This is a genomic window from Pseudoglutamicibacter albus (assembly GCF_022346425.1).
Classification (GTDB): Bacteria; Actinomycetota; Actinomycetes; order Actinomycetales; family Micrococcaceae; genus Pseudoglutamicibacter; species Pseudoglutamicibacter albus.
This window is the reverse complement of the sequence record NZ_JAKRCW010000001.1, coordinates 194966-221094: the sequence shown is the minus strand read 5'-3', so window position 1 is coordinate 221094 and position 26129 is coordinate 194966. Positions and strand designations below refer to the sequence as shown.

Below are 26129 nucleotides of genomic sequence, written 5' to 3'. Positions count from 1 at the left end.
AGGGCCGGCAACACCATTAGGCGTTGCCGGCCCTTCCCTTATGACTCAGCCGGTGAGCTGGTGCGTTGCTGGCCGGTCTCTTTCCCGGCCAGCGGCCCCGCCACTAACTGCGGCGTTTACGCCGTACCAGCACGAGCGCCACACCAGCGGCTACCAGGCCAAGCCCAGCCAACACAGCGACCGTCACCTCAGCACCCGTGGTAGCCAGGCCCGGCTTCCTACCCTCCGGCGTTTCCGGAGCCGGCGTCTCACTAGCTTCCGGGGTTTCGCTTGGCTGTGGCGATTCACCCGGTTCCTCCGGCGCAGGCTCACTCGGATCGCCTGGCTCGCTCGGAGCCGGTTCGCTCGGTGTTGGATCGCTTGGCGCAGGTTCGCTCGGAGCCGGCTCACTTGGCTCCGGCGATTCACTCGGCGCTGGTTCGCTTGGTTCTTCCGGTTCACGTGGCTTTTCGACCGTGATCTTGGCGTTCGCCTCGTTAGACTTCACCGGTGTCCCGTTGTTCGTGGTGCCGGATGCGGTTGCCGTGTTAATGACTTCGCCGGCGTCCGCATCGGCCTCTGTCACGGTGTATTCACCGGACACGCACATGGTCGATTCGCCCGGCGCGAGGGTTTCGGCCTCGCACGTGACGTCGACGTCGGCTTCGGTGAGCATCGCGTCATCCAGCTCGATGCCGTTGACGGTGAGCTTGCCGGTGTTGGTCACGGTGAAGAGGTACTCGACCTTGTCCCCGGCCAGGTAGCTGTCCTTCTTATCCTTGACGGTTTTCTCCAGCTCCAACTTCGGGGTTGCGACCTTGACCTTGGCTTCTGCGTCATTCGACTCGACCGGCTCACCCGGGACCGTGGAGCCGTTCGCTTTCGCCGTGTTGACGTATTCGGTCTGGCCCTCAACGTCCTCCTTGGTCAGAACGTGCGATGCGGTGCAGGTAAACGATTCCCCCGGAGCCAGCGTGGTGTTTGCCTCGCCGCAGTCGAGATCCTGAACCTTCGGGTCCTCGACCGTGACGTCCTTGACGGTCACGTTCCCGTTGTTGGAGACGATGAAGCTGTACTCGACCTTGTCGCCCACCGTGAGCGGTTCAGGCGCCGGTTCGGCGTCTTCAGCCCAGTTGGTGACGGTCTTCTGAAGGCTCAGCGATGGCTCACTCTTCGGGACGGTGACAGTCGCGGTGTCCTTCGAGCTGACCTTCTCGCCGCCCTCCGGCTTCGAAGAACCCGTCAGGGTCACGGTGTTCGGTAGCTCGTTGCCAGCATCCACGTGGTCCTGGGTGATCTCGCTTTCACCCGTGCAGGTGAATTCGGCACCCACCGGCAGGGTCACGTCACCGGAGGCTACATCGATCTCTTCCTCGCCCATCGTGCAGGTCAGTTCAATGTCGCCACCGGCCCACTCATCGGCGAGCTTCACGTTATACAGGGTTACGTTGCCGGTGTTCTTGCCGGTGATGGACCATTCGGCCTTCTCACCAGCCTTCTTCATAACTGACTTCTGACCATCAACAGTCTTGGTCACCTCAAGCGCGGGCTTAGCTTCCGGCACAGTGACGGTCGCCTTGCTGTGGTCTTCTACAGGGAGTTCCTTGTCCTCGTCGGTGGTGGCGGACTTATACAGGTATGCACCGGTCACATCGGCGTTGTTAGGCAGCGTGACTTGTTCGTCCACATCGTCCTGGGTGACGGTGTAGGTTCCGATGCACTCATAGGTGTCCCCTACCGCGAGTTTGGCTTCGCCGTTGAGCAGGTCCTCAGTCGCGTCCCCCGCGTAGTCGCTGCCAGTTTTCGGCGTGATGGTGCACGTCAGGTCAAGAGGGTCCTTGCCTTCGGCCCAGGTGTCGACCAGCTTGACCTTTTCAAGGTCAACGTTGCCGTTGTTCTCACCGGCCAGGGCGAACTTCGCCTCACCGTTAACGGCTACCTCGTCAGAGTCCTTACCGTTCACGGTCTTCTTGAGGCTAATCTTCGGGGCTGGTTTGAACACACCGAAGTCATACTTACTGTGGGTTTGAGGCTTGTTGGCGTCATACTTGTCCGGGTTCGGTTCGGTCACGGTGATGACCTGGCCCGTCCAGGAGCCGGCATCAGTGTTCTCGCCCTTACCTGCTTGGGTGTTGATGTCGGTTTCCTCCAGCGGGCTCACCACTACGCGGTAGTCGCCCCGCTTGAGAGACTCGAACGTGTAGTTGCCGTCCTTATCACTCGTGGTGGTCTGGACAGCGACGGGTTCTCCGTTCTCGTCTTTCTTGATCTCACCGTTCTCGTCCACTTCGTAGAGGGTCACGGTGTAGCCCGGCAGGTTCTTCTCGCCGTCTTGCTGCTTTTCGTCCCGGTTCGCGTCGTGGTAGACGGTACCGGAGATCTTCGCGGCATAAACCTCAGTCTTGACCGGGTCCGGCTGCGGAACAGGCAAGGCCCCGACGCCGGTGGTGTCGGCGGTCTCGCCGCGGACAGCGTGCATCGTGGCGATGCCCGTGGAGTTCACGTACTTATCGCCGTGCTTATTGCCGTACGACTCAAAGTCCAGAACGTATGCGTCCTCGGACTTAGGGCTTAGCAGCGGGCTATCGAAACGCAGCGCCGTGATGTGCTTGGCACCCGGCTGGGCTTGGGCCTCGATAACCTCCTGGGTCAGCAGCTCCCACTTGGTTTCGCTCGGCTTCTTATCGATATCGCGCTTGGTCGCCCGCGAGGCATTCACGCACGCATCGAGGTCATCCTTGCCTTGAGCGTTCGTTGGGCATACAGACACCGTGTTCGGGTCATCGTAGGTGTAGTAGATCTCGTGGCCCTCGGCCGTGTTTGAACCGGAGTTCTCCGGGACCTTGCTCAGCCAGTATTCGCCGCTGAATGTGGTGCCGCGCCAGTCGCCGTTGAACGGCAACACGTCGATGAACTGGGTGGCACCCAGCTGTGCCTCGGTGTAGTTGCTGAGCTTGAGCTCGTGCTGGAAGGCCGTGTCGTGGTCCACGAGTTTGTCTTCGGTGGACTTAGCCAAGCCAGCCGCCACCACGTTAGGGACCGTAAGCGTGGACAGCGAAGCCATCGAGTCCAACGGCGTGTATTCCTTCGCCGCATCCTGAGCCGGGGTGAAGGCCCCCTTGCTGGAGGAGGACTTGATGGTCCGGTCCTTCTTCAGCGCCGGCATCGCCTTATCAAGATCCAGCTCCGGGGTGCCGGTGATGCGGTAGGAATGGACCACATCGAAGGACTGGCGCGGTCCAGACCACACCGGGGTCACTACCGTGAACGCTGGCCGCGGCTGGCCGTTGTCCCAGGGCTGGAAGAACACGGAAGAACTTGCGGCGTTCTTGGTGGCCCAGTCGATTGGGAAGAACGGGTCATTATTCGGATCATCGGTTTCGTTCTTCTGATCCGAAAGCGCCCACGTGCGCTCAATGTAGTTGTCCTTGGACGGGGCGCAGTCGTTCGGGTTGTTCGAGATTTCGCCGCGGTGATACGTCATGCCGGGCGAGAGCGTTTCCTCGTCAGCGGTCACACACTTGGACAGATAGATGCGCATGTGAACGCGCGTCGGGTTGCCGTCAGCGTCCTTCGAGTTCACTGCCGCGAGCGTTCCGTTGTTCACCACAACCTGCCCGGCGGTGGTGAGCCGCTGCTTCTGCTCGCCGATACCGGCCACGCGCGTCTCACCTAGGGTGCCCCAGATGTCGCGGACGCCGGCCGCTGGCTTCTCCGCGAGGATCGTGTCCTGCATACTGCCGCGGACCTTCTTATCGCCGGAGTAGACCGCACCGTAGTTGAGGGTCTTGTAGTACTCGGCATCGCCCTTGGCGGCCTTCACCGTCGGCAGGGTCGAGACCACGCGAGGGTCACCCGTGGTGGCCATGTACCGGAAGGTGGTTGGCTGCTGGATAACGTTCTCGCCGGGAATCACGATCTTGATACCAGCGATCTCGTTCGGCTTCATGCTGCCCGGCTCTGCGAAGGTGTTGCCCTTCACGCCAGCCGAGGCATCGTAGAACACTTCCCAGCCAGCGTCACCGGCGCAGTCTGGGTCTCCGCCGTTGGTTTTGTCTTGCTTGGTGATGTACACCTTGGCGTCCGGGAACACGCTTTCGATGTTGACCTTGCCGGTGCCTCCAATCTGGATGGTTGGCACGTAGGTGTTGCCGGTAGTAACAACGCGTTGGGTGCCCGGCTTCCATGCGGCACAGATGGTCGGGTTGTCTTTGACGTCAGCTGGAGTGACGTTCAAACGCACGTTCGCGCTGGCCAGTGCCTGCTTATAGCCGAAGGCTTGCTTGCCTTTTTCTTCGGTTTCTACCCAGTTGATGCCGACGTCGTCCTTAGCGGACGGGCAACCGTTCGGGTTGGTGCACTTCCACTTGGTCAGGTCCACAACCTGCTTGGCGCAGTTGTTGTTCGGGAAACCGTACTGGCCTGCGAGCAGGCCCTGCTTCTCATCAGCAGTGGATGCGCTGCATTCACTCAAGCCACCTGGGTCAGCGGTGTTGTTGCCGAGCGCTTTATTACCCACCGTGGTTGGGATGTTGGATGGAACCCCGCGGCTGTCTTTCACGCGCGTCGGCTTGCCGTCTTTATCAACGATGTCCATGCGAGTAGTGAACGTGGTCTTACCGCCCGGCAGACCCTCGGTAGGGATCAGGAAGCGGAACGGCGGGTTGCTTTTATCGTATTTGCCGTCGATGTACGGGTTGCCGTTGGCGTCAACCTTGGCTTTCTGCCACGGGCTGCCGTTATAGGAGACGAGCACATCCTCGGCCTTGAACGGCGCATCGGCTGGCATCACGAGGGTGTAGCGGCTGATGGTTTCAGGGTCGATCGGCAGGATGCGGCCGTTCGGGGTTGCGCTGTCCGGTGCCGGGCTGTGTTTCTGGTCGCTCGGGTAGGCGGGCAGGCCGGAGCGGGCGCTGATGCCGATGTATTCGATGCCGTTACGGGTGGTGGTGTTGACGCCGCTTTCTGGCTCGATGAGGCGCTGATCAAAACGCGGCTCAACCAGTACGTTGAGTTTCTTGTTCGCTACCGCGGTGATGAGTTTGGTGCCGTCTTCCTTGACTGCTTTGAGGCCGAGGTTGAACGTGCCTTCAGGGTTGGTGCCGTCCGAAAGCTGCATAGAGGCGATGGTGGAGGCGGTGAGCTCGAGCGAGACGGTCGCGTTGATGTTCGGGTCCGCTTTCACGGTGACAACACCGTTGGCATCGACTGTGGCGGAGACCCCGCCGTAGTTAGCGGAACCGGTTTTCAGGGTTGGTTTGACGGTTGGCTCAGGCAAGCCTGCGGCGCGGGCTTCGGCGGAGAGCCAGGTTGGGGTGAGTTTGAAGGTGCTAGGTTCGCCAGCGGTTTTGACGTTGAGGTCGATGCTGTAGTGAGCGATGTCCCCGGCACAAATATTGCCATCCCGCGGGGTGTTGTCGCCGGGTTCGTAGCCGTTAGCTTTCGTGATGATGCAACCAGCCCCACCGTCGCGGGCGAGCCGGAGGCCGTACTGGACGTTGCCGTCCCCCAACTCGACAGTCTGAGTCTCACCGGGCGCGCCGAGCTCACCTGGAGCTTCCGCTTCGGTTGCCGGCGCAACCGTTTCGATTGAGGTGGCTTCGGCAGTGGCGGTGGCGACCGCGCCGCTTTCAGCGTCGGGTGTTGCGGTTGCTGGGTTTGGGAGCGCCACCGTCATGCCGAATACGAGCGCGAGCACCGCGAGCGCGCTACCCGTTCTCCTATATAGAGGGGACGTTATTCGTGTGAACATAGGGCGTTCCTTAAACATGTGGCGGCGCCATGGCGACCGGGTGGCGCAAAATCTGAGCTTTAACCTTCAAATCAATCTTGACGTTAAAACCCAGGAACTTCAAAGGCAGCTCTAGAGAGGTTCACAACATAACAACATAAGGGGTGTTGCCTTTGATTCTTTTCTCACCCGAGGGGTTCGTAGCGTTCCAGGAACTCGGTCATCTTGTTGAGCACCCGTTCTTTGATTTCGGCGCGGCTCTCACCGTCGGCAGTTTTGTTGAAGAAGCTCACCGGCGGCAGCACTTTGCCGATGTCGGTTCCGATACGGGGGACTTCCCCGGCGTTGAAGGCGCCCTCCATGAAGTCCCGCGCGGCGGGTTCGCGGAGTCGTTCTTCTTCGATGAGTGTTCCGAGTTCTTGTTCGCGGCGTTGGCTGATGAACGCGACCCATTGTTCGGCAACGCTCGCGTCGGTGTTGACGAGTTCGATGAAGTCCATAAACAGGTCGCGTTTATCGCGTAGGGTCGGGCTGGATTCAACCGCCTGCAGTACTTGTTCCTTGTACTGGTAGTCCGGAACCTGGGATTTCAGCATTGGTTCACGGAACTTCTCGACCAGCATGAGGATGTAGTCGACGTTGACTTCAACTTGCCGGAGTAGCTCGATCTCGAATACGAGTTCAAGCTGTTCCGGCTGCGGTTCATCCGCATCGGCATCCGCTCGCATCTCATCCCGCACTGCGAGGTAGACGCTCTGCAGGTCTTGAATCTCACGCGGGGTGAGTTCGTCATCCTCGGGGAACTCATCGAACCCGGCCAACAAGTTCCGCAGCCGTAGGATCTCACCGAACAGGTCAACGAAGTGACGCTGTTCGCCTTCGCTTGCGGGCATCCCGGAACCCGGTGCGTGGAAGGCCAGCAGTTCTGCGACTTTGAGCCGGTACTGCTCCAGGTAGTGCTCGTACGGCTCAAGTAGCGCGATGCCTTGCGCGTCAGCGTTCCCGAACAGGGCGAGGGCGTCTTCGGTGTTCTCTTGGAGGTCGCGGAAGCACACGATGTTCCCGTACCGCTTGACCTGGTTGAGGATGCGGTTCGTGCGTGAGAACGCCTGGATCAGCCCGTGGTATTTCAGGTTCTTGTCCACGTAGAGCGTGTTCAGGGTTGGCGCGTCGAAGCCGGTGAGGAACATGTTCACGACAAGCAGCAGGTCTACCTCGCGGTTTTTGACCCGCATGGAGAGGTCGCGGTAGTAGTTCTGGAAGTTCTCGCCGTTGGCGTCGAAGTTGGTGCCGAAGCTCTTGTTGTAGTCGGCGATGGCCGCGTCGAGGAATTCGCGGTTCTCACCGGTGAGCCTGCCGGTGTCGAACCCTTCTTCTGCGAGGATCCCGGCTTCGGGGTCTTCGTTGGCCCCGTAGCTGAAGATCGTGGCGACTTTGAGCCGCTGATGCTCCGGTAGCTCGGCCTGTTGGGATTTGAATTCGTTGTAGTAGAGCTTGGCGGCTTCCACGGATTGCACGGCCATCATCGCGTTGAAGCCGTTGACGCGCCGCTTGACTGTGATCGCTTCCCCCGCGCTACCCCTGCGCCGGGCAATGTCTGCGGTGTTGGTGGTGACGGTGTGCAGGTAGGAGGTGGTGCTTTCGCCGGCTTCGGTGACGCGGCGGGTGTGTTGGTCGAAGTGTTTGAGGATGTAGCTGGTGACGGCGCTGATGCGTTCGGGAGCCATGAGTGCGGCTTCTTCTTGACCACGCGTCGCGCCTTCGGTCATCACCCCGCCGGCGCGCGCCAGCACGTTGTTGTATGCGAGTTTGAAGGGGAGGACGTTTTTGTCTTTGATCGCGTCGACGATTGTGTAGGTGTGGAGTTGTTCGCCGAAGGTTTCTTCGGTGGTGCGTAGGACTACGCGGCCGTCGCGTGCGCCGTAGGATTTGCCGGCGTTGTCGCGGAAGATCGGTGTTCCGGTGAATCCGAAAATATTGTATTTTTTGAATTTTTTGGTGATCGCGTTGTGCATTTCACCGAATTGGGATCGGTGGCATTCGTCGAAGATGATCACCGTGTGTTCGTTGTAGATCGGGTGTTTCGCGTTGGCTGCAACGAAGTTGGAGAGTTTTTGGATGGTGGTGATGATGATGCGCGCGTTGGGGTCCCCCATTTGTTGGGTGAGGATTTTGGTGGAGGTGTTGGAGTTAGCGGCACCTTTTTTGAAGCTGTCGTATTCCCGCATGGTTTGGTAGTCGAGGTCTTTGCGGTCTACGACGAATAGGACTTTAGGGTTGCTTGGGAGCGCGGTGGCGAGTTGCGCGGTTTTGAAGCTGGTGAGTGTTTTGCCGGAGCCGGTGGTGTGCCAGATGTAGCCGCCGGCTTGGGTGGTGCCGAGCATTTTGTTGTTGGCGGCTACGTCGATGCGTTGGAGGATGCGTTCGGTCGCGGCGATTTGGTAGGGCCGCATGACCAGGAGGTTGCCGTCTTCGCGTAGCACGCAGTATTTGGTGAGGATGTTGAGGATGGTGTGTTTGGCGAAGAAGGTGCGGGTGAAGCCGTTCAGGTCTGGGATGACTTTGTTGTGGCTGTCTGCCCACCAGCAGGTGAAGGCCCACGTGTTGGGGGCGCGTTTGGTGTTGTTGGTTGGTTTGGGCCGGGTGGTGTTGGAGTAGTACTTGGTGAGTGTTCCGTTGGAGATGACGAACACTTGCACGTAGTCGAAGAGTCCGTGGCCTGCCCAGAGGGATTGGTTTTGGTAGCGGGCTATTTGGTTGAACGCTTCGCGGAGGTTGACTCCGCGGCGTTTGAGTTCGATATGGATGAGTGGCAGCCCGTTGACGAGGATGGTGACGTCGTACCGGTTGGAGTGGGTCGCGGAGCCTGGGGTGGTTCCGGCGTCGACGGTGTATTGGTTGATGACTTGGAGTTTGTTGTTGTGGATGTGGGTTTTATCAAGCAGCCGAATGTTTTTGGTGGTTCCGTCTTCGCGTTGTAGCAGTTGGGTGTTGGCGTTGTGGAGCCGCCAGGTTTTTTCTTTGGGTCCTTCGTTGGCGCTGGCAATGGAGGTTTCGAAGAACGTTTTCCATTCGGCGTCGGTGAATTGGATGTTGTTGAGCGCTTCGAGTTGGGTGCGGAGGTTCGCGATGAGGGCAGCCTCGTCACGGATGTCAGCGTATTCGTAGGCTTGCGCCTGGAGTTGTGTGATGAGGGCGTCTTCGAGTTGCGCTTCAGACTGGTAGGCGTCCGATGTGCTGGTGTCGGCTTCGTAGGTGGCGACGACGGTGGCTTCATCACTGACCGCGATGGGCGCGATTGTGCCGCGGCTCAGTTTCTCAAGTGCGGACTTCTCCATGCCTGCCATTCCCCTACCCTGCCGTTATCGCGAACTGAAGTGGAAGCGGGTTTATGCCGCTTCTGTTTCCAGTTCTTTGAATGTCAAGAGTTTGTCTCGATAGTACTCATACTGCTTCCGACGAGCCTCAATCTCGGCAGGCAAACCGGACGACAAGTCGTTCACCAAAGCATCAAACTTGTCGAGGTGGGCCGCAATCTTTTTCTGCTCCGACACATTCGGAACTGGAATCTTGAACCGAGCAAAACGCTTCCACTCGATTGAGTTGACGGAACCGCCATGCTTGGTGGCTTTCAAAAGGATCTGGCGCCCGTATGCGTTTAGCGCATGAAAAACATACCGAGCGTCAACATTCCCCTGGGGTACAAGAGCTTTGAGGTCCTGGTTGATGGTCACTTCATTAGCTGCGATTGCAACGGGGAACCGTTTCGCCAAGATACTGGAACGTGTGACGACCAGGATGGCTCCGGCAGGAATGAGCCGCGCCCGTGCTGAGTTCATCGCGTCCATAGTGACAAAATCAATTGTTCTGTCTATATGCGAAACGCCCATGTCCTTGGGTGAGACCCATGGAATTGTTCCTTGGGCCCAGTATTTCTTCTCGCTCTTACTAGGTGTGCTTCCTCCATACCATTTCCCAAGGGAACCAAGCTCAACCCAGGTCACCCCCCCATTTTCAGGGAAGGTGAGTAGCTGGTCGCGGTAGTGCTCGTACTGCTTCCGGCGAGCCTCGAGCTCAGCTTTGAGCTCTGTTTCCAGCTCAGCCTCGAGCTCAGTAAAAAGATCAAGAATCTTAACGATCTCCCGCTGCACCTCAATCGGCGGAACCGGGACTAATAGTTTGTTAAGAACTCGCTGCGTTAGGCTAGGAACCCCGCCCGCAGTATTAAGCCTCTCCAACCTGCTCATGACCATGTAGTAATAGAAGAACTTAGGCAGGATTGTAGATTCATCAATAACTGTGTAATAACAAGTATCAACAGTCCAAACTGGACCATCTACATAGAAAACTGACGAAAGGGACCCTTTACGCGGTAAGAGTACCGTCTCGCCTACGTATGCGGGCTCGTTCACATGCGCGAGTATCCCACCAGATCCATAGACTGGAACTGGCCCTTCTTCTAGGTGTTTGTAGTCGCGTCCATTCTTGATTGTGGCTATTTCTGCCAAAGGAACAAACTGAATCCCGTTGGGGCAGAGCTCTTGGATCATTTGCTCGATGCGGTTCATTTGGTTGCACCTGCTTCGAGTTCGGCGACGATCGCGTCGATGCTGGTACGCAGCTCAGCCTGGCGCTTTACGATTTCCTCGATTTCGGCGTTCAACGCCTCAATGTCGATCTTTTCGCGGGTGTCTTCCATCTCCACATAAGAACTTACGGAGAGGTTGTAGTCGTTCGCCGCGATCTCCTCAGCGCTCGCCCGCTTGGAAACATACTGTTCCTCGCTGCGCTCCGCGACCATCTCAACGATCTTGTCGCGGTGCGAGGGCGCCATCACATTGTGTTTACCCTGCCGCACGAAGTCCTTCGACGCGTCAATAAACAACACGTCGTTATCCTTCTTCGACTTCTTCAACACGAGCACACAAACAGCAATCGTGGTGCCAAAGAACATGTCCTCCGGCAACTGAATCACCGCATCGACATAGTTGTTATCCACCAAGTATTTACGGATCTTCTGCTCCGTACCCCCGCGATACAAAACCCCAGGGAACTGCACCAACGCAGCCGTACCATCGACCGCAAGCCACGAGAGCACATGCATCGTGAACGCAAGATCTGCCTTCGTCACCGGCGCCAACACACCAGCAGGAGCGAACCGCACATCGTTAATCAGCAACGGATTATTCTTGCCCTCCCACCGCGTGGAATACGGCGGGTTAGACACAATCGCATCAAACGGCTGATCATCCCCATGCTGCGGATCAATCAACGTATCCCCATGCGCAATATTGAACTTGTCATAGTTCACGTCATGCAAAAACATGTTGATACGCGCCAAGTTATACGTGGTCAGGTTGATCTCCTGACCGTAATACCCCTGCCGCACACCATTAGGGCCCAGAACCTTCGCGAACTTAAGAAGTAGCGAACCCGAACCAACCGCCGGGTCGCACAAGTGGTCACGATGGATACAAGACCCCAGTGCGGAGCAGGGCCATCGAACAGCTTCGATACCGGCTATGAACTGGGATTTCCGGCTGCCGCGGACGTTTGGAGATTAGCCTGCTGTACCGCTGAGTATCTGGCACGTCGCTACCCGGCTGGCGTCCGTAGAGGGGGTGAACCAGTCGGGATCTCGCGCGCAAGAATAGACGCGGGGTCTCGACAAATGATGCGGGTAGCACCTCTACCTGTAGACGATACCGCTTGCTATTCGTTCTTGCAGGTGGGCCGACGACCATCTGCACTCCTAGTCAACTACAAAGCTTTTAGCAAGTTGGGGGTCAAGTCCCTTGTAGTGGTGTAACGGTGTTTTCCTCTCGTTTGGGGTTTTAGCCTGCGAGTGCGGGCATGTCGGCATCGGTCGTGGTTGTGGGTGTGGTGATCAGGTTGAGGCGGCTCTTGGCGAGGACTTCCAGGCCGAGGTAGCGGCGGCCTTCTGCCCATTCATCGGTTTGCTCGGCCAGGACGGCGCCGACGAGCCGGACAATCGCTTCCCGGTTTGGGAAGATCCCAACCGCATCGGTGCGGCGCCGGATCTCGCGGTTCAGCCGTTCGGTGGGGTTGTTCGACCAGATCTGCTGCCAGACCTCGGTCGGGAAGCTGGTGAACGTGAGAATGTCAGCGCGGGCGGCATCGAGGTGGTCTGCGACGTCGGGGAGTTTCTCGGCGGTGTAGTCCAGCAGCCGGTCGAACTGGGCGTGAACAGCATCGGAGTCAGGCTGGTCATAGACGGAGTGGAGCATGGCCTTGACCGCCGGCCACAAGCTCTTGGGAGTGATGCTCATCAGGTTCGCGGCGTAGTGAGTGCGGCAACGCTGCCAGACGGCACCGGGCAGGTTCGCCGCGATCGCTTCCACGAGGCCTTGGTGGGCGTCGGAGGTGACCAGCCGGACCCCGGACAGTCCTCGGGCGACCAGATCGGCGAAAAACTCGTTCCAGGCCGGGCCGGTCTCGCTCGTGGCGACCCGCATCCCTAAGACTTCGCGATGCCCGTCGGCGTTGACCCCGGTCGCGAGCATGACGACCGCGTTGACCACACGACCTCCCTCGCGAACTTTCATCGTCAACGCGTCGGCGGTCACGAACGTGAACGGCCCAGCATCGCCTAGTGGACGGTGTCGAAACTCGGCGACGTGCTCGTCCAACTCGGCGGCCATGCGAGAGACCTGGGACTTCGACAGCCGGTCGATTCCCAACGTCTTGACCAACTTGTCCATCCGGCGAGTACTGACTCCAGCGAGATAGCAGTCGGCAACAACAGTGATCAATGCGGACTCGGCGCGCTTGCGACGCTCCAGCAGCCACTCAGGGAAATAGGTGCCCTGGCGTAGTTTCGGGACCGCGATGTCCAAGGTCCCAACACGGGTATCGAGAGGCCGGTGGCGGTAGCCGTTGCGCTGGGCACGTCGGTCAGGATCTGGGCGGCCGTACTCGGCACCCGCAACCGCATCAGCATCCGCAGACAGCAACTCGTTGATCACAGTCTGCAACAGGTGACGCCTCGGCAAGCAGTTCGCCAAGCAGCCCGGCAGGGTCGACAATATGGGTAGCGGTCATCGTGTGGCCTTTCGCGAGTGAGTTGTAGGGGACGAAACTCGAGGATCACACGGTGACCGCCCTGCTGTCCAGCACGACCACCCCGCTACACCACTATGAGGGACTCAACTCCCTTGGTGATTAGTAGCGCCCTCGCTCATCAGCGAGATGCTGTTCGCAAATGATCCCACTAGCGCCATGTTCGCGACAGCACCACGTGTGCCAAACGTGTCGAGGTACTCCGATTCGAGCTGTGGGTTTAGGGCTTGGCGCCTGACACCGGGACCGCGTCCGCTAATCTGAGGTGTGTCTCAGCTGCCAACGATACGACGCATCGGCGGCAGCCACGAAATCGTGGAACCGTCCGGGCCGACTAGACAATTCCTTAGGCGTGCCGGTTTCGGCGACGATAGCACCGTCCGCTAAGGGTTCGAGGAAGACCACCTGATCGGCGCTATCTATGGTGGATAGTCTGTGCGCTACCACGATCACAGTGCGGCCCTCAGATAGTTGACTGATGACGTCGCTAATCGCCGATTCATTCTCGCCGTCCAGCGCCGAGGTAATCTCGTCGAGCAGCAGTATCGGAGCATCCTTGATGAATGCCCGAGCGATTGCCACTCGTTGGCGCTCACCTCCAGACAGGCTCTGCCCGGCAGGCCCCACTTCGGTATCCCAACCGTGAGGCAGCGCCTCAATCACCCGATCAAGTCTCGCCTTGCGAGCTGCTTCTTCCAACTCGGCGTCCGTCGCATTGGGACGGGCAATCCGCAGATTCTCCCGGATCGTGGTGTCAAACAGGTAGGTGTCCTGGAACACCATCGAGGTCAGCTCCATGATCCGCGTGGTTGGAATCTCGCGCACGTCCACCCCGCCGATGGTCACGCTACCGGCGTCGACATCCCAAAACCTTGCGGTGAGACGCAAGATCGTCGACTTCCCGGCCCCTGACGGCCCCACTAGTGCGGTGACTGCTCCCTGCGGGGCGGTGAGCGAGACATCGTCTAGGACAGGCCGGCCTGACTCGTAGGAAAACGACACTCCTCGGAAATCAATCGACGTCCCACGCGGTTCCCGTGCCTGCTCGGAATCAGGTTCGGCAAGTGGCGCGGCATCAAGGATTATTCCCATCTGGCGCAACGCCACTGCGGCGTTATCGACCTCAGATGCGTAGAGCGCGGCTTTTGTGAGCGGCAGCAGCATGCGCGCACTGACCGCCGCGATCACCAGATACGCAATCGGGTCCAGACGCGCTCCGGTCACGAACGACAGCCCCAAGGCGAGCACCACCGCGAAAGTCACGTTAGCGATGAGGTTGAATCCTTGGGCAGGTCGGCCCTTGATCCGAAGCCCGGCCAACGTCGCCTCAGAGTCGGCTTGCAGAGTCTCTTGTACGGGGTCCCACGACGTCGCGGCACCCGTGGCTCGAAGCACCGGTTGTAGCCTGGCGAACTCAATCAACCGGCCGGCTGCGGCGGCCGAGGTACGGTCTTCCATGTCATTGGCTCTGGTTGTTGCCGCCGACATTTTCCGCCACGTGAGAATAAACGGCAAGATCGACACTGCCATGACCACAGCTAACGGCCACTCAATGAATGCGGTGGCAACGAGCATCACCAACGGCACGATGAAGGCGTTGCACAGGTTCGGGATCACCATTGATGCCAGATGCGACAGGGTGTTGATCTCCTTGGATGTCGCATTAGCCACGTCCGCTTCGCGTTTGGCATTAAACCACCCAAGCGGCAGCTGCAAGACATGATCTGCTACGCGATCAATTAAGGTATCGCATACTTCATAGACGCTGATCCGATAGGAGCGGTACATCGCGAAGGTGTCGACCGTCACCGTGATCGCGCCGAGGATGGCAACGACGACGAGCCAGGTGCCAAGGGTTTCAGAGCGGGAGAATAATGCCCGAAGGAAGGGGATCATCAACGCCAGTGTGATGCCTTGTAGGACAGCGGAGAAGGCGAACCAGCCCACCAACGTACGCAACTCGGCCCTGTTGACGACCCTGATCATTAGGTTCCACATGAGCGTGTTTCTCCTTAGGCCATGTAATGGAGTTCTTGGGCCCGCCACATCTCGCTATAGGTCCCCGCTTGGTCGACCAAGTCCTCGTGCCTACCACGCTGAGTGATGTGGCCGTCCTCAATCACGAGGATCTGGTCGGCGTCTCGGATGGTGGCGAGTCGATGCGCGATGATGATCACCGTGCGCCCGGATGCCAAGGTGCTGAGCGCTTCGTGGATCGCACGCTCCGACTGGGGGTCTGCTTGCGCGGTGGCCTCGTCGAGAATCAAGATCGGCGCATCCTGCAAGTATGCTCGCGCCAGGGTGATGCGTTGCCGCTCACCGCCCGAGAGGAAGCCACCAACCTCGCCAAGCACGGTGTCATACCCCTCGGGCAGACGCATAATGCGATCGTGGATGCATGCCGCACGGGCTGCTGCCTCGACCTCGGCGCGCGTTGCCGACGGTTTCGACAGCGCGATATTGGTATGGACCGAATCGTTCGACAACGTTACGTCCTGTAGGACGATCGCGACGCGGGAAAGTAGCCACGAAAAACTCGCCTCGCGCACATCCACACCGCTGATGCGTACCACGCCATCATTGACGTCGTAAAAGCGCGCAATCAGCCGGGCCAGTGTGGACTTCCCTCCGCCCGACGGGCCCACCAGAGCCGTGACCGTTCCGGGCTCAGCCGTAAAGGAGACACCGTGCACAACGGGCACGTCAGGCTCGTAGGAGAAGGAAACCTCACAGACCTCAACTTGGCCGGGGTTTGGGCCCTCTTCTTGGGTGCGGCTGCCTTCGGGCATGGGTTTCTCGGAAAGTAGCTCTGCCGTGGTGCGAGCCGCCAGCTGCGACTCATAGATATGCTGCATCAGACCGACTAGCACCGTGAACCCCTCCGGGATACCGGGAGCGATCAGGAAGAATGGCAGCGTCGCCGACAGCGTGCTCCAATCCTGTGCGACGAATAGCGCCGCCAGTAACGCGACCGTGACGAAGACCGTGGCTGGACGCAGTAGCGAACCGAGCAGACTAATCGCTCTGCCGGAGCGACGAACCCAGTCGAAGGAGATGGCAGAAAATTGCTGGCGGGCGGCGTTAAAGCGCGTTCGGGTCGCATCGGTGGCCTGGAAATTCTTGATCTCCTTAATGCCCTCAAGCATTTCGACGGTGGCTGCGGCCAGCGCGGTCTGGGCATGTCCGAATCGCTCGGTGATATCGCTATAGCCGCGCATGGTCGTGCTGACGATGATCACGATCGCTACGGCCCACGTTCCAAAGAGCGCGAGCGCCAGTCGCCAATCGACCCACACGAGATACCCGAGGCCTACGACCATCGAGACCACGGCGTTGGTGACATCACCGGGAACATGCGCAACGAGAGTATGGATGGCTGCGGTATCGTCACACACCATCTTGCGGATGGCCCCGTGCGGCACCTGCGAGACCCTACCCAAGGGCAAACTGCCCAGCGCTTGGACCACATTGCCGCGCAACCGATGTCGGAGCTTGGCTTCTGCCTCGTGGGTGACACCCAATCCAAACAGGTAGAGCAATTGGCCCACGAACAGCGAAAGCACCGCTATCACGGCCCAAACCCACGGCTTTCCGGTCCAGCCGGTGCGCACCTGCCCGTCAAGCCAGATCGCGGCCATGTTGTGTAAGGCGACGAACGGCACCAGCGTGACGATAGCGCCTAAGGCTGTGAGGACTGCGGAAAGGACCATCGCGCCCTTGGCCGGGCGGATTAGTGCGGCGACGGAAATACTCACATCGGGCTCCTGTCGAGTCGAGTCTTTCGAAACGTTCATTGGCGCCACCACCACAGCAACGCAGTAACGGCCCAAAGGAGGCCCACCAGGCACCAATCTCGCACCTGCCACGGCGTGTGTTGGAGTTCCGTGCGCCGCGGATAGGCGCTAAAGCCACGTGAATCCATCGACAGGGCAACCCGTTCGCCGTGCTGGACGGCGAGGATCGCCAGCGGCACGAGGGAACCCACCCATCGAATTGCGGGCGCTAACGGCCCCCATGATGCCCCAATACCCCGCAATGCCCGCGCTGTGCGCAACAGCTGGAAATCTCGCCGGAAACGAGTGACGAAGGCGACAGCCGCAGTTCCCGCCGCAGTGACCCGATAGGGAAGCTTGAACGTCGTCGTCAACGTGCGAAGCAGCGCTTCCGGATGAGTGCTGATGCCTGAAAGCAGCATGAGGGACAACAGTGCCCCGATACCGCTCGCTGCCGCAAGCTCGCCACCGTAATTGTAGAGTGGGCTGACCTCTTCAATGGTGTAGTTGTAGCGGAACACCGGCAGTAGCACAGCTGCGATGACCCAGGGTGCTAGCAGTGACATGACCGTTCGAGCGCGACTCGCTCTCGCGGCTACCATGGCCAGGCTCGCTGCGATGAGCACTCCAACATTGACGGCCGGGTCCTTGCATACGAACACCATGACCATCGCCGGGATTAGCGCCAATAGCAACGTCACAGGATTGAACGATGAGAAGAGTCCACGGGGCACGGACGGCGAAGGCGGGTTCGCTGGTGCTGCGGATGCGGTGTATTCACGAGTTTCGCTAACGACAGCAGGTAGCGCGATGATGTGGCTGCAGCGTGATAGGGCAAGTTCTAGGTCGTGGGTGGCCATGATGACGGTTCTGCCCTCAGCGCGCAGTTCGTCGATGAAGGCCATGAGTTCGCAGGTATTCGCCCAATCCTGGCCGTACGTGGGCTCGTCAAGGACAATCACATCGCGGCTCTCGGCGACCATCGTAGCCACCGATAGTCTACGAATCTGGCCGCCTGAGAGAGTCAACGGGTGTTGGTCTCGATACTGGGAGAGATGGAATTGCTCCACAATAGCCTCGGCTTTAGACGCGGAAACATCCCCCGTGGAGATTTCGCCAGCCACGGTAGAACAAACCATCTGATGTTCCGGGTTTTGAAACACGTAGCCGACCTGGTGCCGCCCTCGCCGCACAACCTCTCCGCAGACCGTAGCGCGTTGTGCCTTTGATGGTATGAGACCCGCCAGCGCCGCGAGCAGGGATGTTTTGCCTGCGCCATTCGGCCCTATAAGCGCGATAAACTCGCCACCCCGTAGCCGCATAGAGATAGCTGGGGAACGTCCGGGAACACAGAAATCTGCCAGCTCTACCGTGGCGCTGCCTCCACCGTCGAGCGTGTCAATCGCATCGATGGTTTCCCATCCTGCTTCGGTGCGCCTCTGATATTGCACCGAATCACCACAGATATCCGTGATGCGGGGAACTCGAATGCCCGCCTGCTCACAGGTCAAGGCGTGGTGCGGGGATTCGTCGCGTAACGCACGGGGCAGCCACACTCCGCATGCCTCAAGTTCCGCGGTATGACTGAGAAAAACCTCATGTGGAGTTCCCTGCGCGATCACCGCGCCCTGCGCGTTGAGCGCTATGACGTGATCGCACAGGGGTAGGACCGGGTCGAGGTCATGGTCGATCACCACGATGCCCACGCCATCGCTAACCAGCTGTTGGATGACGCTGTAAAACTCGTCCGTGCCTTGCGTGTCAATCATCGATGTTGGCTCATCGAGGACTAGTAAGCGGGGCTGCATAGCCAGTGCTACCGCGATCGCTAGGCGCTGGCGTTGGCCGCCCGATAATCTCCATGGGCTCTCCCACAGCTTGGTCTCCAGACCAACCGCAGCCAATGCCTCGCGTACCCGTCGATCAATCTCAGGAACAGGCAGGCAGAGGTTCTGCAGCGCAAACGCGACATCGTCATACACCGTACGGGTAATGACTGCGGCATCCGGATTTTGTCCCACGTAGGCGACATTGGTAGCGATCAACTGGACCGTGGCGTCGGCGATTTCGGCGCCGGCAATTTGAACGCTGCCGGAGTATTCGGACGGCAGACAGTGGGGCACAAGGCCGCACACGGCTCGGACGAAGGTAGTTTTACCGCATCCAGAGGGCCCAATGACGGCCGTTACCTGACCGCTCAGGTGGACCAGGCTTGGACGTTGCAGCACCCACCGGTCCTGACCCAAGTAGTGAACGGAAAGATCCTCAACCGCCAGGAGCGCCCGCGCGGACTCGCTCACAGACCGTTGCTCGCTGCTCAAAGTGGAGGCCAGCCTTTCACTCACGATGGTCTACGCCTACGCCTGCATTGTTGAGCAAACGGGTTAGTCCGACGACGGCCAAACCGCCAATGACGGACGACGTGACTCCCACCAGCACGATCAGTCCCGATACCGAGATTCCCACCGCGTGCTTGAGCAGCGTGAGGTACAACAGGCTGTTAAATGCCCCGAAGAATGCGGCGGAGATCAGATACGCCCACCACGTCCACTTCCGGTACAGCATCAACGCCATGGGAAACTCAACCAGGAGCCCGCCAATGACGTTACCGACAATCGCGGCAGGCCCAGTGGGAGTAGTAAATACGCTCACAACTCCGATGATCAGCGCGGCCAGCAGCGAAGCGCCCGGCCTTCGCACAACGGCCAGAGGAAGGAGGTAGGGAATGACCCAAAGTCCGAGAAGGGACACCCCGAGCCAGACTGCGCTCTGCGAAGCCGCACCCGCCGGCGCGGTGTAGTTCAGTGGGATGAGGATGATGAGGCCGACCACCGACAGGGAGGCCACCATCATGAGATTTCGGGTACCTAGAATTGAGTCGGTTAATCCTCCGCGAGCTGAGCGTCGAACCGTACCGGATCGGTCTGTCACAGCAAACCCCCTTTCACTTAGGTTAGCCTAACCTAACTCTCGACTGGGGTCAAGTCCCTTGAGCTAGACGTTGAGCCCACGCAGAGACGCAGCTCGAGGGGTTTCTCGGCTCTTCACGAACGAGGGTGTAGGTGGGGTCTGAAGCCTCCGGCTTCGAGCAGGTTGCGCGCGACGTAGTTCGTGAGGTTCCTGAAGCCGAGCGCGGAGCCGCGGAGGTGTTCGAGTCGGCCGTTGATCGCCTCTGTTGGCCCGTTCGATGTGCCGGGGCGGTCGAAGAACGCGAGGATGTCGGTGGCGCGCTGGCCCATGGTGCGGCCGAGCCGGCGGATCTCTACGAGCGCGGCGGGGACGCCGGTGGTGATCGCATCGAACGCAGCGTGCATCATCTGTTTGGCCTTCTTCTTGTCGGGTTCCCGGTAGGCGGCGACGATGCGCTGGTAGATACCCCAGGTCGCTTCGACTTCGATGTGCTCTTCGATCGCGGACACAGCCTCCAGGCGGGCGGTCTGTTTCTCGGTGAGCAGGTCCGCGCCGGTGTGCAGGGTGCGGCGCGCTTTGTAGAGCGGGTCACCGGCGCGGCCGCGATGCCCGACCGTGTCCTGCTGCACTCGGCGTCGGCACTGGTCCAACGCGTCGCCGGCGAGGCGGACAACGTGGAAGGGGTCCATGACCGGGACGGCGTCGGGGAGTTCTTCGGCGGCGGCCGTCTTGAAGCCTGCGACCCCGTCCATCGCGACGACTTCGATCCGCTTGCTCCACTCGGGTGGGCGCGCCGCGAGCCATTGCTTGAACACCGCCTTCGAACGACCCTCGACCATGTCCAGCAGCCGCGCGGGGCCGGTCTTGTCGCGGGCCGGGGTGAGGTCGATGATCACGGTGACGTACTTGTCACCGAGGCGGGTGTGCCGCCAGACGTGCTCGTCGACGCCGATCGTGGTGACCCCGTCGAACCGACCAGGATCGTCGATGAGTCGACGCTTGCCCTCCGCGAGCACCGCAGTGTTCGCGGCGCTCCAGGAAACCCCGAGACCCGCGGCGACACGGGTCACGGTGAGGTGGTCGATGACGATGCCCCGCAGCGCCCACTCCACGCCAAGGCGGGAGATCTTCGCTCGTGGCGCGGCGGCGCGAGTCATGTCCTGCCGCCACGTCCGTCGGCAGTGCGCGCACCGGTAGCGGCGGACCCGGACCAGAAGCGTTGTCGGCCTATGCCCGAACGGCTCATGCGCGAGTCGACGCGTCACCGTGTCCCGCGACACGCCCTCCGCCCCGCACTTCCGACACCAGGGGTCCACCTCGACCGGCCGACACTCGATCATCGCCCGGTCCCGCTCGATCAGCTGGCCGACCGCTTCGAGTCCGAGTTCATCCAGGCGGCAGAACGTGGTCAGGTCAGGGGTCGCGAAAGTAGAGTGGAGCACGTCGAGGTCTTTCGGGATGGCGAGCGTGAAGAACTTCCATCATCCGGGAGACCTCGACCCCTACCCGGCCACCGACGCGCTCACCCGACTACACCCTCGTTCGCGAAGAGCCGATCTGGTTCTTTGAAATCCGTCATGACCTTCGCCGACAGCACTATGGGGCTGAGCTTGCAAGGCATCTGATCAGCCACTACGCAGGTTACCCCTTGATCGCTTTCTCCGAAGGCGCTGACGAGTTTTGGGTAGGAATTGGCTGGCACTATTACCCGCGTAAAGACGGGGATCCCCATTACCGCAAGCTCTTCGTTTCCCGGAAGATCGGCCCATGACCCTCGCTCGCTGGAAGTGAACCAGTCAAGCGGCTAAATCGTAGTTGGCGCGCGTTTGTATCCGTTGTGACATGAAAGTTTCATACACACGCTGCACGCTGTCCTTACCGATCACCGTCAGGCGCGCCAACAGCTCGCTGACTTCCTGCGGCGTGTAGTACTCGCCGCCAGACTTACCGGCCTGGGAGGCGTACATCTGCATGAGGAATTCGTAGGCGTCACCGAACATGTCGATGCCCTCATCGTGCAGCTCGCCCATGTCCAGCTCACCGATCGCGTTGAGCAGCTTGCGCAGCTTCTCGTTACGGCGTTCCACCGTGTTACCCAAGCGGGTCGAGTTCACATCAAGATCATCGAACAGGCCCTTGAGGTCGTCCTCACTCGCATGACCCACCGACGAACCCTCGATACTTTGGAAGACCTTCTCCAGGGTCTCGTTCAGATTCTCATCCTGCGCCGCCCGCTTACGCACATTCACGAACAGCTGCGAGGGAAGGATGAAGAAACCCTTCTCATCCACCATCATTTGGCGGATCGGCTCAGCCTGCTCATCCGTCAGGTCCGCATAGCTGAACCCCTCACCCTCATTCTTTTCGATGAAGGTCGCGAGGTTCTCCGAAATGAAGCGGTAAAACAACATCCCGAGCACATAGCTCTTAAAATCCCAACCGTCCACCGCACCACGGAGCTCGTTCGCAACCTCCCAAATAGTTCTGTGCAAACGGTCCCGCTGAACCTCACGCGACAAAGAACCCACAACAACCCCTCACAACCCAGGCACGCGAATGGAAGCCAAAAGAAAGCTTTCTGACAGGATATGCCAGCGTGTGACGGCGGGCTCGGTGGGCGCGCGGTGGTGGGACGCGAGGGTGAGGTGGGCGATGGCGGGGATACGAAGCGGTGGCTTGCAACCATGCCTCGCGCGCCAGACCCCACGCGTAGGGTGGTTGGCGTGAGTACATCTAAGAATGTCCTTGTCATTGGCGGCCACGGACGAGTTGCCCTGCGCACCCTGCCGTTGCTGACCAAAGCCGGCCACAACGTCGAGGCCCTCATCCGGAAGCCCGAATATGAGGCGGACATCGTAGCCCTCGGCGCACGGCCTCGCATCGCCGAGATGCTCGACTTCGACGACGCCGCGTGGGATGAGCTGCTACGCGACAAAGACGTCGTCATCTGGGCCGCGGGCAACGGCGGCCGCAACGGTGTCGACCAGACCTACGCCATCGACCGAGACGCCGCGATCGCATCGATCGATGCCGCCACCCGTGCCGCTAGCAAGCCCCGCTACCTCATGGTGAGCTTCGCGACCTCGTTCGTGCACCCCATCGACGAAGAAGACCCCTTCCACCACTACGTGCTGGCCAAGCGTGCCACCGACGAGCACCTGCAGGGCACGAGCCTGGACTACGCCATCGTTGGCCCGGGGCTCCTCACCGATGAGGATGCGCCCGCCGGTATGCAGCGTTTCAATCCGAACAACGGTGTACCGGAGAGCACGGAAACTAGCCGGGAACTGGTTGCGCAGGTGCTGGCGCATCTGGTTGACGTAGAGCAGCTTCCAGAGGAACGGTTCATTGCGTTCAAGGACGGGCAGGACCCAGTAGCGAGCCTCTGAGCCAGGTCCTGCTGAGCTGGTTTCAGTACCAAACGACGGTGCCGGGCGGCCGATCACCTAGGTGACGGCACTCGGCACCGTTGCTGTTAACGGGTAGGTGCAATGGCTTCACCAAGCCATCAGCATCGCCTGCACTGGATCCAAAGGGATCCATTTTCGGCCACATAAGCCTAGAACTCTCAATGGAACACCCACACGCATTGCCTTTTGGATCCAATCGTGGGAATATTCCTGTGATGTCACCCACATCGCGCGGGTGATTAATGAAGCGGCCGCATCCCGCTAGCAGCCGCCCCATCATTCGAATGATTGTGAGCGAATCATGACCCTCCTCGGCCTCTTAGGCATCCTCGCCGGGCTCGGAACGATGATCCTTCTAGCGTTCCGCGGCCTCGGCATGGTCCCCGCGACCCTCGCCGCCTCGCTTGTCGTCATCCTCTTCAACGGGATGAACGTCTCCGACGCACTCGTTCAAGGTTTCGGCCAAACAACCGCGAACTACGTCGCCAACTACATCGTGCTGTTCTTCCTCGGAACCCTGTTCGGAGAACTGCTCAGCCGTAGCCTCGCCGCGAAATCCATCGCCCTCCAGGTCCTCCGGATTCCGCTCAAGCACAAGGCACTGCTGGTGGTGGTCCTCGCTGCGGCGATCCTCTCCTACGGCGGCGTCAACTTGTTCGTGACCGTCTTCTCGATCTACCCGATCGCGCTTGTCCTGTTCAAAGAGGAAGACATCCCCAAGCGCCTCTTCCCCGCCGCGCTCTTCCTCGGCTGCGCCAGCTTCACCATGGTCTCGATGCCCGGCACCCCGGCCATCCAGAACCTGATCCCCGCGAAAATCTTCGGTACCACCTCCTACGCGGCTCCGGTCATGGGCATCATCTGCTCGATCGTGATGTTCATGCTCGGCATGCTGTGGCTGCGCTTCTCCCAGAAGCGCCTCGCCGCAAAAGGCATCGGCTTCGTGCCAGGCTCCCGCGATGACATGAGCCGCATCGACATCTCCGACCGCACCGGTGTTCCGGGTTTCTTCCGCTCGGTCATCCCGATCGTGGTGGTCATCGGCCTCATCTTCACGCTCAACCCGATCCTTGAAACCGTCTTCGCCGTCAACATCGCACTGGCGGCGGGTGTGCTGATCACCATCATCCTGCACTTCCCTAAACTCAAAGACGGGATGCTGGAACGGTTCAACAACAGTGGGCAGGACAGCCTCATCGCCCTGATGAACACCGCGGTCGTGGTCGGTTTCGGCGGCGTCGTCGCGATGTCCAGCGGCTTCAATTCCGTTGTCGAATGGGCCATGAGCCTCGATATGAACCCAATGATCTCCGGCGCAATCGCCGTGGCAACCATCTCCGCCGCAACCGGTTCCGCATCCGGCGGCCTGCAGGTGTTCTCCGATGCGCTCGGCCCTGAATACGTCGAACTCGCCAAGGCGGACGGCATCTCGCTGGACGCAATGCACCGCGTCCTCGCGATGTCCGCAGCGGGCCTTGACTCGATGCCATACAGTGGCGGCTACATCACCGCGATCACTGTCACCCAGCTGACGCACCGCGAATCGTACGGCTACTTCTTCGTGACCAACATCGTCATCACATCGATCGGCGCGGTTCTCGGCATCATCCTCTACCTGGGCCTCGGCATAGCCTGACCTAACTTAGCGACATGAGTTTAATTTCGGGCCCGTGGGGCTGTGACCTGGGGTTTTGTATTCCAGAACGGTGGTTTTGAGATACCGGTCAGGTGGTATCCGCGAGGAAGGTCCGGGCTACCTCAAGGGTGTTCGATCTTGGGATCGAGGATCCGGCGCGGCAGTAATCAGCGCTGCCAGGTCCTGGGAGACAGTCCCAGGACCTGGAGCCTGCGCACACTGTCGAAGCCCACGATGAGTGGATCAACCAGCATCGGTCAACGCTGGTTGCGGCTTAGAACACCAAGAAGAAGATCCTCTATGAAATCGGACCTTGACAAGAGGCTATACGCACACCAGTGTAAAAGTGACGGAAACGTCGCGTCACCAACCACTGTAGGAGTGATGAGCATGGACACCCCCACCCCCGCCGAAGTCGTCGGCAGCTACTTCCAGAATCTCGCAGACGGTAACGTTGAGCAGGCGATGGCCGCCCTGGATCCGAAGGTCGAATGGCACCAACCTGGCCAGAACCGGTTCTCCGGCTTGCACCGCGGTCCGGAAGCCGTCGGCGCCCTGATCGGCGGGATGATGGAGGTCAGCCAAGGTACCTTCGCGGTAGCCCCGGCCGGTCCCCTGATGACGAACGGCGACGTCGTCGCCGCCCCGGTGCGCTTCACGGGCCGCCGCGACGGCGAGACGTTGGACCAAGCCGGCCTCGACCTACTCACCGTCTCCGAGGGTCGGATCACGCAGGTGCGACTGTTCTCTTCGGACGGGCCGGCAGAAGACCGTTTCTGGGGTCAGGCGTGAGAAACAGTGCCGGGCTGTGATGAACTGCTCCCCATTAGTTGGACTGAGAAATCAGTTACCGACTAGTGGGGAGCAGTTTTATGCATTCAGATGAACCTGAAAGCTAAGATCAGACGCCGCCCCACGTGGTTATCACGTCAGTTAGCTTCCGCGCTGTTTCTCTAGCCAGTTGCTACGCGGGCCAGCCGCTTTTTACTCTGACGGGAAGCGGGTATTCCACAGCTTCACATCGGCTTCGCGTTCATATGCCTTGCCGTTCGGGAAGCTCACCAGCTCGAACTGCATGCCCCACGGCGCCTGGAAATACACCCACCGCTGGCCTTCACTCGCCGCCGAACTAGCTACCGGCTCGCCCTGAACTTTCACGCCGTTGGAGCGAAGCCACTCCACCGCGGCATCGAGGTCATCCACATAGAGCGCGATGTGGTGGCCACCGATGTCGCTATTCTTAGGCATAGTCTGCACCTGGTCAGGCGCTTCGTAGTGGAACACCTCGAAATTAGCTCCCGTGAAGCAACGGTAGAAACGGATCTGCTTCATGACCGCATCCGGATGCACGTTGAGATTTGTCTGCATCAACTCCGGATTAGCCGGGTACGGGCCCAGCGAGTACACGTACTCGCACCCCAAGATGCGGGTCAGGAAATCGTGTGCCTCGTCGATGTCAGGGACCGTGAACCCGATGTGGTCCGTGCCCCGCAGTCCAGGGATTCCTCGAGTGGGTTCAGAGCTAGGCACAGTCATTCCTTTCATACTTAGATGCAGGGCAGGCGGGCGCTGCTGAAAACAGAGCTTTCGAAAAGGCGTTACCGAAAACA

The 26129-nt window shown here is 59.9% G+C and carries 13 protein-coding genes and 2 pseudogenes; 3 read left to right on the top strand and 12 right to left on the bottom strand.

The genetic code is table 11. The features are described from left to right. Positions 1 to 103 precede the first annotated feature (103 nt). From MHJ63_RS00915 to MHJ63_RS00865, 11 genes and pseudogenes are all read right to left on the bottom strand, one after another. Positions 104 to 5731 (bottom strand): DUF7507 domain-containing protein, encoded by a 5628-nt coding sequence (locus MHJ63_RS00915; protein ID WP_239445888.1) that lies wholly within the window; start codon positions 5729 to 5731, stop codon positions 104 to 106. A gap of 164 nt (positions 5732 to 5895) precedes the next feature. Continuing rightward, on the bottom strand, positions 5896 to 9048 hold the full coding sequence (locus MHJ63_RS00910) for a type I restriction endonuclease subunit R (protein ID WP_239445887.1): 3153 nt from the start codon (positions 9046 to 9048) through the stop codon (positions 5896 to 5898). A gap of 51 nt (positions 9049 to 9099) precedes the next feature. Next, the gene (locus tag MHJ63_RS00905) at positions 9100 to 10278 is read right to left on the bottom strand and encodes a restriction endonuclease subunit S (protein ID WP_239445886.1); all 1179 of its coding nucleotides are present in this window, start codon (positions 10276 to 10278) and stop codon (positions 9100 to 9102) included. After that, positions 10275 to 11162: pseudogene (locus tag MHJ63_RS00900) on the bottom strand (type I restriction-modification system subunit M); the annotation flags it as partial. The pseudogene MHJ63_RS00900 and the gene MHJ63_RS00905, both read right to left, overlap by 4 nt. A 382-nt stretch (positions 11163 to 11544) precedes the next feature. Then, positions 11545 to 12772, bottom strand: a pseudogene (locus MHJ63_RS00895) (IS256 family transposase). A 273-nt stretch (positions 12773 to 13045) separates the two neighbouring features. Next, entirely contained in the window at positions 13046 to 14776 is a 1731-nt protein-coding gene (locus MHJ63_RS00890) for an ABC transporter ATP-binding protein (RefSeq protein ID WP_239445885.1), read from the bottom strand. Positions 14777 to 14802: 26 nt separating this feature from the next. After that, complete coding sequence (locus MHJ63_RS00885) at positions 14803 to 16584, bottom strand: ABC transporter ATP-binding protein (protein WP_239445948.1); 1782 nt, start codon at positions 16582 to 16584, stop codon at positions 14803 to 14805. Continuing rightward, a complete protein-coding gene (locus tag MHJ63_RS00880) occupies positions 16581 to 18863 on the bottom strand; it encodes an ATP-binding cassette domain-containing protein (RefSeq protein WP_035756502.1) in 2283 nt (760 codons plus the stop codon). Before MHJ63_RS00880 ends, MHJ63_RS00885 begins: the two co-directional genes overlap by 4 nt. Positions 18864 to 18900: 37 nt before the next feature. After that, the gene (locus MHJ63_RS00875; protein WP_239445884.1) at positions 18901 to 19416 is read right to left on the bottom strand and encodes an ECF transporter S component; all 516 of its coding nucleotides are present in this window, start codon (positions 19414 to 19416) and stop codon (positions 18901 to 18903) included. A gap of 191 nt (positions 19417 to 19607) precedes the next feature. Next, positions 19608 to 20915 (bottom strand): ISL3 family transposase, encoded by a 1308-nt coding sequence (locus MHJ63_RS00870; RefSeq protein WP_070506683.1) that lies wholly within the window; start codon positions 20913 to 20915, stop codon positions 19608 to 19610. A 354-nt stretch (positions 20916 to 21269) separates the two neighbouring features. Next, positions 21270 to 22001 (bottom strand): type I restriction-modification system subunit M, encoded by a 732-nt coding sequence (locus MHJ63_RS00865; RefSeq protein WP_239445883.1) that lies wholly within the window; start codon positions 21999 to 22001, stop codon positions 21270 to 21272. A gap of 60 nt (positions 22002 to 22061) precedes the next feature. On the opposite strand from MHJ63_RS00865, the gene MHJ63_RS00860 reads away from it, so the two are divergent. The 3 genes from MHJ63_RS00860 (at position 22062) to MHJ63_RS00850 (ending at position 25311) form a co-directional block, all read left to right on the top strand. Beyond that, a complete protein-coding gene (locus tag MHJ63_RS00860; protein ID WP_052048508.1) occupies positions 22062 to 22862 on the top strand; it encodes an NAD(P)H-binding protein in 801 nt (266 codons plus the stop codon). 322 nt (positions 22863 to 23184) lie between these two features. Next, positions 23185 to 24519: a GntP family permease gene (locus MHJ63_RS00855; RefSeq protein ID WP_239445881.1), complete on the top strand. Its 1335-nt coding sequence runs from the start codon at positions 23185 to 23187 to the stop codon at positions 24517 to 24519. A 300-nt stretch (positions 24520 to 24819) separates the two neighbouring features. Further along, positions 24820 to 25311 carry a nuclear transport factor 2 family protein gene (locus MHJ63_RS00850; protein WP_239445880.1) on the top strand — a complete coding sequence of 164 codons (492 nt, stop codon included), beginning with the start codon at positions 24820 to 24822 and terminating at the stop codon, positions 25309 to 25311. Positions 25312 to 25503: 192 nt separating this feature from the next. Here the strand turns inward: MHJ63_RS00850 and MHJ63_RS00845 are convergent, their stop codons facing one another. Further along, complete coding sequence (locus MHJ63_RS00845; RefSeq protein WP_239445879.1) at positions 25504 to 26049, bottom strand: VOC family protein; 546 nt, start codon at positions 26047 to 26049, stop codon at positions 25504 to 25506. Positions 26050 to 26129: the final 80 nt, after the last annotated feature.